This window comes from Mycobacterium sp. (assembly GCF_049585075.1).
In the GTDB taxonomy this organism is placed as follows: domain Bacteria; phylum Actinomycetota; class Actinomycetes; order Mycobacteriales; family Mycobacteriaceae; genus Mycobacterium.
The window spans coordinates 1-14,140 of sequence record NZ_JBAUZA010000406.1; the positions used below are offsets into that span (position 1 = coordinate 1).

Annotated in this window: 14 protein-coding genes and 2 pseudogenes; 10 read left to right on the top strand and 6 right to left on the bottom strand. The window is 64.0% G+C overall.

Translation table 11 applies throughout. The features are described 5' to 3' along the window. Nucleotides 1-8: 8 nt before the first annotated feature. Nucleotides 9-329 (top strand): annotated as a pseudogene (locus tag WB785_RS19265) (phosphatase PAP2 family protein); the annotation flags it as partial. A 45-nt stretch (nucleotides 330-374) separates the two neighbouring features. Here the strand turns inward: WB785_RS19265 and WB785_RS19270 are convergent. Continuing rightward, on the bottom strand, nucleotides 375-1,313 hold the full coding sequence (locus WB785_RS19270; protein WP_424080908.1) for a D-2-hydroxyacid dehydrogenase family protein: 939 nt from the start codon (nucleotides 1,311-1,313) through the stop codon (nucleotides 375-377). A gap of 98 nt (nucleotides 1,314-1,411) precedes the next feature. Here WB785_RS19270 and WB785_RS19275 point away from each other — a divergent pair, with 98 nt between their 5' ends. After that, entirely contained in the window at nucleotides 1,412-1,585 is a 174-nt protein-coding gene (locus tag WB785_RS19275) for a CsbD family protein (protein ID WP_424080896.1), read from the top strand. Between the two features lie 65 nt (nucleotides 1,586-1,650). Here the strand turns inward: WB785_RS19275 and WB785_RS19280 are convergent, their stop codons facing one another. Next, nucleotides 1,651-2,118 carry a VOC family protein gene (locus WB785_RS19280; protein ID WP_424080897.1) on the bottom strand — a complete coding sequence of 156 codons (468 nt, stop codon included), beginning with the start codon at nucleotides 2,116-2,118 and terminating at the stop codon, nucleotides 1,651-1,653. A gap of 83 nt (nucleotides 2,119-2,201) precedes the next feature. Between WB785_RS19280 and WB785_RS19285 the strand changes: the two genes are divergently transcribed. From WB785_RS19285 to WB785_RS19295, 3 genes are read left to right on the top strand one after another with little or no spacing between them, the layout of a single operon-like run. Next, the gene (locus tag WB785_RS19285; RefSeq protein WP_424080898.1) at nucleotides 2,202-3,032 is read left to right on the top strand and encodes an oxidoreductase; all 831 of its coding nucleotides are present in this window, start codon (nucleotides 2,202-2,204) and stop codon (nucleotides 3,030-3,032) included. Nucleotides 3,033-3,061: 29 nt separating this feature from the next. Next, complete coding sequence (ppk2, locus tag WB785_RS19290; RefSeq protein WP_424080899.1) at nucleotides 3,062-3,940, top strand: polyphosphate kinase 2; 879 nt, start codon at nucleotides 3,062-3,064, stop codon at nucleotides 3,938-3,940. Between the two features lie 59 nt (nucleotides 3,941-3,999). Continuing rightward, on the top strand, nucleotides 4,000-4,920 hold the full coding sequence (locus WB785_RS19295) for a cation diffusion facilitator family transporter (protein ID WP_424080900.1): 921 nt from the start codon (nucleotides 4,000-4,002) through the stop codon (nucleotides 4,918-4,920). Nucleotides 4,921-5,003: 83 nt separating this feature from the next. Here WB785_RS19295 and WB785_RS19300 read toward each other — a convergent pair whose 3' ends face one another. Beyond that, entirely contained in the window at nucleotides 5,004-5,522 is a 519-nt protein-coding gene (locus tag WB785_RS19300; RefSeq protein WP_424080901.1) for a phenolic acid decarboxylase, read from the bottom strand. Nucleotides 5,523-5,623: 101 nt separating this feature from the next. On the opposite strand from WB785_RS19300, the gene WB785_RS19305 reads away from it, so the two are divergent. Further along, on the top strand, nucleotides 5,624-6,292 hold the full coding sequence (locus WB785_RS19305) for a response regulator transcription factor (RefSeq protein ID WP_424080902.1): 669 nt from the start codon (nucleotides 5,624-5,626) through the stop codon (nucleotides 6,290-6,292). Here WB785_RS19305 and WB785_RS19310 read toward each other — a convergent pair. After that, entirely contained in the window at nucleotides 6,274-7,674 is a 1,401-nt protein-coding gene (locus WB785_RS19310) for an ATP-binding protein (RefSeq protein WP_424080909.1), read from the bottom strand. The two genes, WB785_RS19305 and WB785_RS19310, sit on opposite strands and share 19 nt — an antisense overlap. A 278-nt stretch (nucleotides 7,675-7,952) precedes the next feature. On the opposite strand from WB785_RS19310, the gene trhA reads away from it, so the two are divergent. Next, nucleotides 7,953-8,693, top strand: a complete 741-nt coding sequence (gene trhA / locus WB785_RS19315; protein ID WP_424080903.1) for a PAQR family membrane homeostasis protein TrhA — start codon at nucleotides 7,953-7,955, stop codon at nucleotides 8,691-8,693. A gap of 73 nt (nucleotides 8,694-8,766) precedes the next feature. Beyond that, nucleotides 8,767-10,047 carry a phosphopyruvate hydratase gene (eno, locus tag WB785_RS19320; RefSeq protein WP_424080904.1) on the top strand — a complete coding sequence of 427 codons (1,281 nt, stop codon included), beginning with the start codon at nucleotides 8,767-8,769 and terminating at the stop codon, nucleotides 10,045-10,047. 13 nt (nucleotides 10,048-10,060) lie between these two features. Here eno and WB785_RS19325 read toward each other — a convergent pair whose 3' ends face one another. Beyond that, the gene (locus WB785_RS19325; protein ID WP_424080905.1) at nucleotides 10,061-12,922 is read right to left on the bottom strand and encodes an ATP-binding cassette domain-containing protein; all 2,862 of its coding nucleotides are present in this window, start codon (nucleotides 12,920-12,922) and stop codon (nucleotides 10,061-10,063) included. 254 nt (nucleotides 12,923-13,176) lie between these two features. Here WB785_RS19325 and WB785_RS19330 point away from each other — a divergent pair, with 254 nt between their 5' ends. Both WB785_RS19330 and WB785_RS19335 read left to right on the top strand, forming a co-directional pair. Then, nucleotides 13,177-13,425, top strand: a complete 249-nt coding sequence (locus tag WB785_RS19330; RefSeq protein WP_424080906.1) for a hypothetical protein — start codon at nucleotides 13,177-13,179, stop codon at nucleotides 13,423-13,425. 24 nt (nucleotides 13,426-13,449) lie between these two features. After that, nucleotides 13,450-13,848 carry a DUF732 domain-containing protein gene (locus tag WB785_RS19335; RefSeq protein WP_424080907.1) on the top strand — a complete coding sequence of 133 codons (399 nt, stop codon included), beginning with the start codon at nucleotides 13,450-13,452 and terminating at the stop codon, nucleotides 13,846-13,848. A gap of 83 nt (nucleotides 13,849-13,931) precedes the next feature. Here the strand turns inward: WB785_RS19335 and WB785_RS19340 are convergent. Next, nucleotides 13,932-14,140 (bottom strand): annotated as a pseudogene (locus tag WB785_RS19340) (hypothetical protein); the annotation flags it as partial.

Genomic DNA, 14,140 nt, shown 5'->3' on the forward strand with positions numbered 1-14,140 from the left:
TGGGCGCCATGCACACCAGCCAGCCCGGTGCCAACCTCTTCGTCGAGCGGATATCGACTCGTGGTTGGGGAACGTTGCACTTGCAATCGGCCGGAGCTCTGGTCAACTCGGGGCAGGCCAGCGTGAATCTGGTCGCCGCGATTCCCTCACTTCATGCCGCAGTGACAGCGATGACCTCGGTCTTTCTCTGGCGGCTGGTAAAGGCGAGGTGGCGTCCGCTGCTGGTGGCTTACCCGGTGGCGATGGCCTTCGTGCTGGTTTACTCCGCCGAGCACTTTGTCGTCGACATCCTGTTGGGCTGGGCGCTGGCATTGATCGTGGTGCTGGCAATCCGTCCGGTCGAGTCGTGGTGGTCCCGGCGTCGCGCGACCAAGTCAACCGCTATCGGCCTCCCCCAGCCAGCGGGCGATCTTGGCGGCGGCCTCTCCGTAGAACGTGCGGTAGACGCGGTCGGCGACGTAACCGATGTGCGGGGTAGCGACTACGGTGTCCAGCGAGCGCAGCGGGTGCCCGATCGGCAGTGGCTCGGTGTCGAAGACGTCGAGCCCGGCCCCGGCGAGGCGGCCCGAGCGCAACGCGTCGATGAGAGCTTGCTCGTCGACGATCGGGCCGCGGGATGTGTTGACTAGCAACGCCGTCGGTTTCATCAATGCCAATTCGGCGGCGCCCACCAGACCCCGGCTGCGTTCGCTCAGCACCAGATGGATGGTCAACACGTCGGCCCGACGGAACAATTCGTCGCGTGAAACGTAGGTTGCCCCGGCTTGTTCTGCGGTCTCTGCGTTCAGGTTCGTGCTCCAGGCGATGACGTCCATCCCGAACGCCGCCCCGACCCGCGCAACCCGGCTGCCGATCCGCCCGAGGCCCAGCACACCCAACACCGCCCCGCCCAGTTGACCACCCACCGCCGTCTGCCAACCACCAGCGCGCACCGAGAGGGTTTCGTCGACGATCCGGCGAGCGGTGGCAAGGATCAGTGCCCAGGTCAGTTCGACAGTCGACTCCACATAGCCGCCGGTCGTGCTGACGTAGATGTCGCGTTCCTTGGCGGCCGCGATGTCGATGGAGGCGTTGAACGGCCCGGTTGAGGCGATCATCTTCAGCCGCGGCAGGCATTCGATGACGGCACGCGGCAGCGGCGTGCGCTCACGCATCACACACACCACGTCGAACGGCGCCAGTCGCTGCACCACGGCGTCCTGGTCGGCGAGGTGATCGGTGAAGACGGTGATGTTGGCGCGCGCCGCCACCTCCGACCAGTCGGCCATGGTCAGCGCAACATTCTGGTAGTCGTCGAGGATCGCGACCCGCATCGTGTCAATCTCCCACATGTGGTTTGACCGGCCCGCGGGCCGGGTATTTACCCCGACGCGAAGCAGCATCGACCAGATTGAAAAGGGAGCTGGAACGCATGGGAGCCCACGAGAAGGTCAGCAACAAGATCGACGACGTCGCCGGCAAGGCCAAAGAGGCCCTCGGTAGGGCCACCGGAGATGACGACACCAGGGCCGAAGGAAAGCTTGACCAGGCGAAGTCCAGCCTGAAGGACGCAGGCGAGCACGTGAAGGACGCCTTCAGGAAGTAAGCCGCACACAAGCCAGCACAGAGGACGGCCACCGGACGACGCGATCCCCGGTGGTCTTCCGCTTTCTACGACGCGGTCCAGTGCTCGCCCGAGGCATCGCTTTCGGCGGGCTCGTTCAGCCCAAAGATGAACGGCGCGAATACGATTTCGCGGCCATCCGGGTCCCGGTAGGTAACCGCTCCGACCGCCGCCCAATATGGATGGGACTCGACAGGTTGTATGCGCGCCCGCGAAAGCCGCGCTGTCGCTTGCTGTTGCGCCGTCGCATCGGGGAAGTACAGGCAGAGTTGTTCATGAGCATCGACCGCGACAGGTTCGTCGGCCTTGACGATTTCGAAGGTCAATGCTGATCCAGGTAGACCGAATATCGCGCCGGTGCTGCCATAGCTATCCCCGAACGTCGCATAGAGCGGCAGTCCGACGAGGTCGCGGTAGAACTGGACGGTTGGCTCGAATTGTGCGGAGCGGCGAGCGAATCGGATCGCACCGATCGACGCCAATTCTTCGGGCCAGGTGACCGTTGGTTGGTTCACGGCGTTGACGTTAAGACCTCAACCAGTATTTAGGTCAAGCGCAAGAGTTGACCTCGCGGCGTGAGCCGAAGTAGACATTCTTGATGTCCACCTGGCTAATCACCGGCTGCTCGACCGGGCTCGGCCGAGCCCTTGCCGAAACTGTCATCGGCCGCGGCCACAACGCTGTCGTCACCGCGCGCGAGGTCACGAAGGTCGCCGATCTGGCCGACTCGGCGCCCGAGCGTGCACTGGCCATCGCCCTGGATGTCACCAAGCCTGACCAGGTCGCCTCCGCCGTCGCGCAGGCCGAGGAGCGATTCGCAGGTGTCGACGTGCTGGTCAACAACGCCGGCTACGGCTACCGCGCCGCGGTGGAAGAAGGCGACGACGCCGACGTCCGCGAACTGTTCGAGACGCACTTCTTCGGCACCGTCGCGATGATCAGGGCCGTTCTGCCGGGCATGCGCGCTCGCCGCAGCGGCGCCATCGTCAACATCTCCTCGATCGGCGCACAGCTGACTCCGGTCGGATCGGGCTATTATTCCGCGGCCAAAGCCGCGATCGAAGGCCTCAGTGGAGCCCTGCGTGGCGAGCTCGCGCCCCTGGGTATCTCGGTCACCGTCGTCGAGCCCGGCGCATTCCGCACCGATTTCGCCGGACGCTCGCTCGCCCAGTCGGCCACGGTGATCGACGACTACGCCGCGACGGCCGGGCAACGTCGCAAAGAGCACGACACGATGCACGGCAATCAGCCCGGCGACCCGGCTAAGGCCGGCGCCGCGATCATCTCCGCCGTCGAGTCGGCTGAGCCGCCGGCATTCCTCCTCCTGGGAGCCGACGCCCTGGCCGCATATCGCTACGTCGCGGACGGACGCGCGCAGGAAATCGCGAAATGGGAACAGCTCACCGCCAGCACTGATTTCGACACTTGAGAGTCGCCGTCCTGCTATAGCGTCAGGTCATGCCCGAAATCAATTTGGAAACCCTGTCGACACCCGAACATGGATACACCGTCGATGATCGAGATGACGACGATCCGGTTCTGCTCGACCGGGATGGCAATCACATCGACACGTGGCGCGAGCGATACCCCTACGACCACCGACTGCCGCACGACGAATACGAGCAGTTGAAGCGGCGTCTGCAAATTGAGCTGCTGAAGCTGCAAAACCACGGCAAACGCAGTGGTGCGCGGCACGTAATCGTGTTCGAGGGCCGCGACGCCGCCGGCAAGGGCGGCACCATTCAGCGATTCATGGAGCACCTCAACCCACGCAGCGCACGAGTGGTGGCGCTGGAGAAGCCGAATGATCGCGAACAGACGCAGTGGTATTTCCAGCGCTACATCAGCCACCTACCGGCCGCCGGCGAGATGGTTTTATTCGACCGGTCATGGTACAACCGCGCCGGCGTCGAGAAAGTGATGGGATTCTGCACTTCCGACCAATACGACGAATTCATGGAGCAGGCACCGCTTTTCGAGCAGATGCTGGCCAGCAATGGGATCGAGCTGACCAAGTTCTGGTTTTCGGTATCACCTGCCGAGCAGCGCACTCGATTCGCCATCCGGGTAGTCGACCCGGTGCGGCAGTGGAAATTTTCGCCGATGGACATGGAGTCCATTAATAAGTGGGACGACTACACCGCGGCGAAGGAGGCGATGTTCGCCACGACAGATACCGACGTCGCACCGTGGATTGTCGTCAAAAGCAACGATAAGAAGCGTGCTCGAATCAACGCCATGCGCCACCTTCTCGCCAAGTGCGACTACGACGATAAGGACCACGAGGTTGTGGGCGAGCCGGATCCGTTGATTGTGGGCCGCGCACTGGAGGACTGAGCTGCGCCTTGGCCGACGGGGTCCTTGCGATTTCGCCTGCGACGGGCATCCTTACCGGTATGCACCTGATCAACGGCGTCCGTGACCCGGCAACAAGTTTTCCGCTCGACACTGCCATCGACGATGCAGGCGAACGTCGGCAAGCCAACCGCGCGGTCGCAGTCAGCGCCGTAGGCCTGGCACTGACCGGGCTCGTTGAATTGGCCATCGCGCTGGTATCGGGGTCGGTGGCGTTGCTGGGCGATGCATTGCACAACTTGTCGGATGTCTCCACCAGTGTTCTGGTGTTCGTTGGATTCCGGGCATCGCGCCGCCTACCCACCGAGCGGTATCCCTACGGCTACGAACGCGCCGAAGATCTCGCTGGAATCGGTGTGGCACTGGTGATTTGGGGTAGTGCCGTGGTCGCCGGGTTTGAAAGCGTCGACAAGCTGCTTCGGCACGGCGGCACCGCGCACGTCGGCTGGGGCATCGCCGCGGCGGCGGTGGGCATCGCAGGCAATCAACTTGTGGCCCGTTACAAATTGGCGGTGGGCCGACGGATCCGCTCCGCGACCATGGTGGCCGACGCCAAGCATTCCTGGCTCGACGCGTTGTCCTCGGCCGGGGCAATGCTTGGGCTGATCGGTGTCGCACTCGGCTGGGCGTGGGCCGATGCGATCGCGGGCCTGGTGGTTACCGGATTCATCTGCCACGTCGGCTGGGAGGTGTCCGCTGATATCGCCCACCGGCTGCTCGACGGTGTCGACCCGGAGATCGTCACGACCGCGGAAACCATTGCCACGGCGGTGTCCGGCGTGCAGCATGCGCATGCTCGGGCCCGCTGGACGGGCCGGACCCTACGTGTCGAAGTGGAAGGTTTCTTAGAACCCACCACTCCCCTCGCTGCGGCTGATCAAATCGGTCGCAGTGTCGCGGCCGCGCTGGTGCCGCAGATTCCTGACATGCACAGCTTCACCTGGACCGCGCGCGCCGCCTGATATCGCCGCTACCCGCGCCACGTTCAACACCGACGGCACCTTCGGCATCACCGACGCACGACTAGCCGCCGCGTGACACCCCGCTAGGCAGTCCGGTTGGACCAGCCTGGCGGAAGGTCTTCCGGAGCTTTGTCGATAATCGACTCATCGTCGGTACCGACGTATTCGAACAGCGTGATGTGGGCAAACTCAGGGACTTCGTAGATGGGGTAGGTGGGCCCCTGGTCACGGTAGGCCCGCATCTGATCGAGGTGCTCGTTTTGAAAGCAAACGGTGTGCTCACCATGGATGCGGATCCACTGAGGAAAGAAGATCACCCCGTGGATGAGGCGTTTGGCCGGCAGGATGTTGACGGCCACACAGGTGCCGGTGGGTTCGGTCCAGGACACTTTGAAGCTGCCTTCGTCGAGTTGGACCAGGTCGACCTGCTGACCCTTGACCCAGCGGCCGCCTACATGTCCTGAGTGGATACGGTAGTCGATTGTGCTGGGGTTTTTGACATACATTTCGTATTGCCAGCCGTTAGCGTACGTATAGATAAAGCGATGCCCCACGAGTCCTGAAAGGTCTTGTGGAGGAATCGGATTCGTTACGCTAGTCACTACTGGCCTTTCTGCCGAATAATGTCATTGCCGCCGCTTGCGGGCCCGTCTGACTCGCCGCACTCTTTCGCGCAGCCAGCCGCTCGACGTAGCGTACCGATATGAGGGTCCTGCTGGTCGAGGACGAACAGCGATTGTCGGCGACGCTGTCAAAGGGGTTGAGGGCCGAGGGCTTCGTCGTCGTCGCGGTAGACACGGGCGTCGAGGGCCTGCGCGAGGCGACCGAGAACAGCTTCGACGTTGTGGTTCTGGACATCATGCTCCCGGGCCTGAGTGGATACGAGGTCCTGCGTCGAATGCGGACGCAGGACGTGTGGACGCCGGTGCTCATGCTGACTGCAAAGGACGGCGAGTATGACCAGACCGATGCGTTCGATCTCGGTGCGGATGACTATCTGACGAAACCGTTTTCGTTCAGGGTGCTCGTAGCGCGCCTGCACGCGTTGGTGCGTCGGGGCGCGCCAGAGCGACCTGTGGTATTGACCGCTGGTTCGTTGTCACTGGATCCTGCGCGACACACGGTCCAACGCGGTTCGACCCCAATCACTCTGACCCCCCGCGAATATGGGCTGCTCGAGTTTCTGATGCGCAACAAAGACATGGTGGTGACGAAAGCCGAGATATTGCGCAATGTGTGGGATGCGCACTACGAGGGCCCTGACAACGTTGTTGAGGTCTATGTGGGATATGTGCGCCGCAAGATCGACGCTCCCTTCGGTACCAACACCATTGAGACAATCCGAGGCGTCGGCTACCGGTTGGTTTGTTGAGGCAACGTGACGATTATGGTGGTTCCGCCGCCGTAGCGGTCGTCAATATTGACCGTGCCACCGTGCGCGGCCACGACCTCGGCGACGATCGCCAAGCCCAGACCGGTTCCTCCGCCGCTGCGCGCGCGGTCTGAGTCTAGGCGCACGAACCGTTCGAAGACCCGGGCTCGGTCGGCTGCGGCAATGCCTGGCCCGTCATCACTGACGGTGAGTATGACGTTGCCGTCTCGGCTGCCAACCCCGATGTCGACACGCGATTTCGCATGGCGGACAGCGTTATCGACGAGATTGCGAATGACCCGCGAGATCGCCACCCGGTCGCCGATCAAACGCGCCGCAGAGATTTCGGTGTGGATCGTGCAGCCGTCGCGTCGCAAACGAGCAGCCTCCACTTCGGCGAGTTCGTCGACCGCCACCTGCTCTTTGCGCAGCACCAGGCTTTGTTCATCGGCGCGGGCCAGCAAAAGCAGATCCTCGATCAGCACCCGCATACGGTGCGCCTCGGGAAGCAGGGTGTCGGCAGCCAGTTCCGCATCGAGCAGTTCTGGATGCGCCTCGGCGACTTCCAAACCGGAGATGATGGTGGCCAGCGGGCTGCGCAGTTCGTGAGAGGCGTCGCTGATGAAGCGCTGCTGCGTTTGGTGGCCGGCTTCGAGGCGCGCCAGCATTTCGTTCATGGTGACTGCCAGGGCTGAAATTTCGTCACGACTGGTGGACACGGGTACCCGCTCGGCCAAGTCGGAGGTTGAGATTTCAGCCACCCTGCTGCGGATAGCGTCCACCGATCGCAGTGACCGGCGAACAAGCCGGTAACTGGCAGCTGCGGCCACCGCGATGATGATCGGCGCGCCCGCTGCCAACAGCAGCGCGGCGATCCGCGCAGTCTCCTCGACCGCCTCGCTACCTCCGCCGACGAGCACTGTGTACTCACCGGATGAAGTGTTGACCCGCTGACCGCTCACCCGCATGTCCTCGTTGGGCACCGCATCGTCTGACATGCCGCGACGTAAGTTCAAGGTGAACTCCGTGACGGGTATTAGAGGTGTTGCAGGCGCAGTCCCGGACCGCTTCACCACGTTGCCATCAGGGCCTATCAATTGGATCGCGACCACATGCTGATTGGTGGAAAGAAGCGTGCTGTCGAGATTGTCGGGCGATTCCGAATGCAGGGCGTCAACTATGGTGCGAACTCTGCCCGCGCTGGCGTCGTCGACGCCCACCAACAACGACCGATACAAGATCAGGTCAAAGACCGCTCCGGCGAAGGTAAGTGCGACCAGGACCACCACCGCTGTGATCGCCGCTGCGCGAGCGGCGATACCCAAACTGGGCAAGCGCATCAGATGCGCGAGCTTACGTCGCCGCGGCGCCCCGGTAAACACCCACATAGTCTGATTCTGCAGGGCTGAGAGCCAGCTGGGAACAACGAAGATCGCTCCCGTCCGCGCAGGTCACACAGGCTCGATGCCGTTCTCAGCGACTTCTCAACGACCCCCTCATACCCTGGCGCTGCCATGGATGAAAGCCCAGTTCACAGCATTGCGAAACAGTTCCATAACGGGTTGGTTCCATAACGCGTTACGGAGCGACACGTCGATAACCCAGATTGCCTGGTGCAGAGACACTTAACGGCAATCCGGATCGCGAGCAAGGGGGAAAAATGGTGACCTACCGTATCGACGCGGCCGGCCGGTCCATCGCAGACGTACCGACCGATGACGTCGACGACATCGGGCGTTTGACCGAGTCCGACGTCAGTGTCCTTCGCAAGCCACGGTTGCGCGGATGGATCCATCTTTATTGCGCCTTCGCGGCCCTCATCGCCGGTCCAGTATTGGTAGCGGTGTCGTGGGCGGTGGAGTCGAAGCAAGCGGGTCATGCGACGTTGGCCTACACGCTGGCGATCGTGACGATGTTTGCCGTTAGCGCGACCTATCACCGGGTCGATTGGGGTTCCGTTTCCGCCAGGAGCTGGATGAGACGGCTGGACCACTCGATGATCTTTGTCCTCATCGCTGGCACCTATACGCCGTTCGCCCTGCTGGACATGCCACGTTCCACTGGGCAGGTGGTGCTAGCGATTGTGTGGGGCGGGGCGCTGGCCGGAATCGCGTTGACGTTGTTCTGGCCCGACGCGCCGCGCTGGCTGGGCGTGGCGCTCTATCTGCTGCTGGGTTGGGTAGCGGTTTGGTACGCGGGTGCGATCCTGCACAACGCTGGTGTGGCCGCGGGGGTGCTTCTCGCGGTCGGCGGCGCACTTTACAGCGTCGGTGCGGTGTTTTACGCAGTGCGCTGGCCAGACCCGTGGCCGGCGACATTTGGCTATCACGAGATTTTTCACGCGTGTACTGCGGTCGCAGCGATATGCCAGTTCGTCGCGGTCTGCATCGCAGTCTTCTGAGACAAACACTTTCTCAGCGGCTTCTCAGCGGCCCCCTCGTAAGCTGGCAATCGCTTGTTGTGGGAGTTCGTCGATGAAGATCGCATCCGTAATCGCCCGCCAACTGCTGGACTGCAAGGCACGTCCATTGGTTGAGGTTGAAATCACCACTGACACAGGCCATGTCGGCCGTGGCGCGTCACCGACCGGCACGTCGGTCGGCGCGCACGAGGCATTCGTACTGCGTGATGGAGACCCGTCCGAATACCACGGGCTGAGCGTGCACCGCGCGGTCTCGGCCGTAACCGACGAAATCGCTCCGATTCTTGTGGGGGCCGAACTCGACGACCCCCGGTCGCTGGATCGGGTCATGATCGAACTCGACGGCACACCAGACAAACACCGGCTTGGCGGAAACGCCATCTACTCCACCTCCATCGCGCTGCTGCGCGCGGCGTCCGCGGCGGCGGGCCTTCCCACCTACACCTATCTCGGTGGACTGCTGGGACTACCAACGCCGACCACCGTGCCCGTGCCGAGCTTCAACATGATCAACGGTGGTCGCTACGGCGATATCGTCCAAACGTTCAGCGAGTTCCTCGTCGTGCCGTATCGCGCCGACTCCATCGAGTCGGCGGTCGAAAAGGGCGTCAGCCTGTTCGGCGTGCTGGGCGAGGTGCTCACCCGGCGGCTTGGCCGCGCCCCACTGATCGCATCGTCATACGGGTACGTCGCTCCATCCAGCGACCCGCGCGTCGTGATGGACTTGCTGGCCGAGGCCGTCGAACAGGCCGACTGTGCCGACATCATGGCGTTTGCCATCGACTGTGCCTCTAGCGAGGTATACGACAAGAGCACGCAGACCTACGCATTCAACGGCGAGCGGGTGACTGCCGAGGCTCTGATCGACTACGCGCGGACATTGTCGGAGGACTTCCCGATGGTGTTCATCGAGGATCTGCTCGACGGCGATGACTGGGACGGCTTCAGCAAAGCGGTGCAGGCCATCGACCGCTCAATCATCCTCGGCGACGATCTGATCGTCACCAACCGAAGCCGCCTGGAGCGGGCCGTCACGACGTCGGCCGTTGACGGCTTCATCCTCAAGCCCAACCAGATCGGGACCATCGCCGAAGCGCTCGACTGCTTCGAATTCGCCGCGCAGAACGAAATTCTGGCGATCCCGTCGGGTCGGTCGGGTGGCGTCATCGACGACGTCGTGATGGACCTGGCGGTCGGGCTAGGGGCACCGTTTCAGAAAAACGGCGCGCCGCGGTCGGGCGAGCGCATCGAGAAGCTCAACTTTCTGCTCCGCGCGGCCGAGCGAATCCCCAACTGCACGCTCGCAGACGTGCCTGCACTAGTGCGGTTCTAAGAGGCGGCGGCCGCTAGAGCAGTGCGGCCGCCAGGGCGCAAGCACATACTGCTGACACGATCGAAAGTGCCACCCAGTCAGCCCGTTTCGGCTGCGACGGGGCCGCCGAGATCTGACCGGTGCCGCCGCGGGCGGTGATCGCATCGCCCATCTCGTCGGCCCGTCGCAGTGTGACGGTGATGACCGCGACGACCAAGTCGATCACATCTGCCGCTACCTGCCTGGCACGGGCCCCGAGGGTGGGCGGTTTCTCTTTGGGCCGTAACCGACGAGCGGCGTAGAGCACTCGAAATTCGTCGATCAGCATCGGGAAGGTGCGCAGTGCGAGCGCCAACGCGACCGACCAGTCGTCGACCGGGATGCGCAGTGGTCGCAGTCGGCGACCCAAAGTGGCTACCGCGGGCGCGATTTCGGCGACGTTGGTCGTCCACGACACCAGCGCGCCCATCCCCAGCAATACGACCGACAGCGCGGTGAATCGCAGGAATTCCAACAGACCGCCGAGACCGAGCGTGACCGCCCCCAGGTGGACCTGCGGACTGCCACCGGCCAACGCCGCGGTGATACCGACGATGGTCAGCAGGATCCACAGCCAGCGCGGCGGCGACGGCAGCACCCCTCGGGGAATATGAGCGATCCACGCTCCCGCCAGCACCAACGCGGCCCCCAGCCCGATCGCCACCCACCCCGGATACAAGGTCAGCAGTATCGAAATGCCCATTGCGACAAGCAGTTTGGTTCCGGCCCATAGGTCGTGGATGGCGGAGCGCCCGGGCACCGGGCGCAGCAGGACAACGGGCCGACGCTGGCGGCGGGCTGGGTGCTTCGCCGGCGGCTTATTGTCCTGGGCCGCTAATTCATTCTCCTGGGCCGCGACCGGCACCGGCTCCAGCAGACCATCGCGCAGATGCAGGGTGCGCGGACACAGCTCTTCTAGCCCGGCGAAATCATGCGAGATGACCACGACGGTGAGCCCGGTGTCGCGGCGCCGGTCTGCGAGCAGCCGCACAAGACCGCGCTGGCTGGCCGCGTCCAGGCCCGCCAACGGCTCGTCGAGGATCAATACACGCGGAGACCGCGCCAGCAATCCGGCCAGGACCACTCGCCGCATCTGGCCGCCGCTGAGCTGGTCGATGGGCCGCTTGGCCAGCGCTGCATCCAGGCCGACGGCGGCCAACGCTTCGGTCACCCGGGCGTGATCGTGCGGCGAAAAGCCGCCCGCCGACGCTATTTCCAGGTCAACACGGCGGCGCATCAGCTGCAGCCGGGCAGCCTGGAACTGCAGCGCGACCGCGCCGACCAGCTCGGAAGCGGGGCGCCCGTCAAGCAGACAAGTGCCCGTGGTCGGCGTCATCAACCCGGCCATCACCCAAGCGAGCGTCGACTTACCAGAACCGTTGCCACCGTGGATCAGAAGCCCGTCGCCCTCATGCACCACGAAACTGATATCGCGAAGCGCGGTCTGTGCCCAGGGGGTGCCGCTGCCGTATTCGTGCCCGACGCCAGCGAGTTCGAGCACCGGCGCGTGAGATTGGTGGCCCTGCGCGACGGTCGGTCCGGGGGCGGGTGTGGTTTCGACCATGGCGGTGTTGTCCAGCGAGTCGCTGAGATCGATTGTGCGGTCGGCGTAATCAGCCTCGTTGTTGTAATGGGTGATGTGCACCAGGGCGGTTTGGTGACGGTCGGTCAGGCCGGACAGCACGGCCAGCAATGCGTCTCGGCCCTGCTGGTCGACCATGCTGGTGACTTCGTCGGCGATGAGCAGTGCCGGCTCCCGGGCCAACGCCGCGGCCACAGCCAGGCGTTGAAGCTCACCGCCCGACAGGCCGCCGGTGTCGCGTTCGGCAAGACCGACCAGCCCGACTTCACTGAGTAGCCGGTCGACATCGGTGGTCTTGCCAGGAGGCAGTCCCCAGACCACGTCGTCGGCGACCCGCGTTCCCAGTACCTGGCTTTCCGGATGCTGCATGATGACGGCGGTGCCGCCCAGTTGACCGAGACCCACCGCACCAAGGCGTTCGACCGTGCCCGATGTCGGTTCGCGGCCGGCCAGGATCAGCATCAGCGTGGTTTTGCCCGAGCCGTTGGCACCGGTGACCGCCACGTGCTCGGCTGGCTGCACGTCGAGGCTGACCGCGCGCAGCGCGTCGTGGTCGGTGTCCGGATAGCGCAGGCGCACCTCGTCCATGCGCACCGGCACCGGCTGGATCGGCCCGGTGCTGGCCGGCGCGTCGAGCTTGTGTACGTCTGGAATGCCGCCCAGCCGCTCCAACACCCGCGAGAGCGCCCACCAGCCGATCAGCGAAGCGCCCATGATCGCGACGATGGCGATTCCGAGAACGAGCAACTGCCAGTGATCCAATGCGCCGGCGAAGATGCGCTTGAGCTCATGGGCGAGCGGCTGCCCGTGCGGCACCCGGGCCAGGACTGTCGCGGCTCCGTCCACGGCGGCGGTGATCGCATGGAACATCAGCTGCCGAAGCTGCGCCAGAACCGTCAACCCGATGACCACCGCGGCGCCGACGACAACACCCGCGCCGAAGGACGCCGCCGTCACGATCGGTGCGCCGTGGCGGCGGCGTTTCACGATACCGGCCAGCCCGCCGACGTAGGTGCAAAGCGCGACCGCACCAAAGCCGCTGAGGCCGACGACCAGGAAGCCGATCACCGAAGCGGCGATGGCCGCGGCGATTAGAACGCGGAGCCGATACCGGTAGGCCAGCAGCCCCATCGGCACGGCGCCCAGCAGACCCAGCCCGCCCGCGTGCGGGAGGACGACCGCAATGATCGCGATCGCCGCGCACAGAGCACCCATCACCGATGCCTGCGCCAGTTCGCTGGGTCGTAGCGATTGAGCCGGACCAGATCCGCTCATAGTTAGAGTGTGACAGTCGTTGGGCCCATCCTGAGGGAGCGCCCAAACCATTTGCTGCGTCATCTAATCGAGCCCGCAGCCGGTGTGACAGGTAGACGAGAGCAAATTTGTTCTAAGCATGGATCGCCAGCGTATGAACAGACCGCTGAGAAGCCGCTGAGAATGAATTTCCGATAAGCGATGCCGAGTTTGCCCGCAGGTCAGGATGCCAATTTTTCGAGCGTGGCGTCGACGAGCGGTGGATACTTCTAGCCATGAAACACGTAGCGGGAGCCCTGGCCGCACTCACCTTTGCTGGAACCATCGCCGCCATGACAAACGGTGTAGCCATCGCAGAACCCAAGGCCGATCACGTGGTCGGCGAACAGTGCATCGGCGCTGACATCGGCAGGCAGGACGTCGCCCCTGACGGCCAGGCCATCATCTGCGATAGCAATTACCAGTGGGAGCCCTACGTCGGCCAGACCCCGAGTGATCCCTGGGTCAACGCCCAACGCCCCTAATCGACCGGGTGACCACCAGGCCTGATGATGAAGGTTCTGAAATCGGCGGTAGTGCTGTTGATGGCGGTACTGGGCGTGATGGCCGGTGCTTCGGCACTGGTGTCAGCGGCTCCCGACACCAAAGCCGACGTGACCTATCTGCAGTTGCTCGACCAGAACGGGGTGTCCTACCCCAATCCTGAGGCGACGATCTCTTACGCTCACGACCTCGTGGACCAACTGAGCGTCTCCTCGCAGGACGACGCCAGTGTGGGCTCGATAGTCAGCACGGGCGAGGAGCGAAATTCTCAGCACGACATGGGCGTGATCATCGCCGCCGCAGTGGTCGCCTACAGACCATCGCTGATCCCGGTGGTTCGGCACTGGGCGGACAGCGCCGCCGGCTTCCCGTGTGCTTCCGCAGCTGAAGGAGTGCTGCGATGAAGAAACTGTTGACAGCTGTGTTGGCGGTCTGGGCATATGCCCCGGCGTGTCACGCGACGCAGCGGTGCTGACGCCCGCCGAGGTCAGGTTGCGGGCGGGGGCGGCTGGTCGGGCGGAATCGCACCGCCGCAGCCACCAGGCGGTGGCGGGCCAGGCATGGGTTCGTCGCCTCCGACGCAGTCGTAATAAAACTGAGGGCCGGCCATCCACGTTTTCATCCACTGATGCCAAAACGACCCGTCAGGGTACTTGTCCCCGTCGCACACGGCCAAATTGCCGTAACCCCATCGAC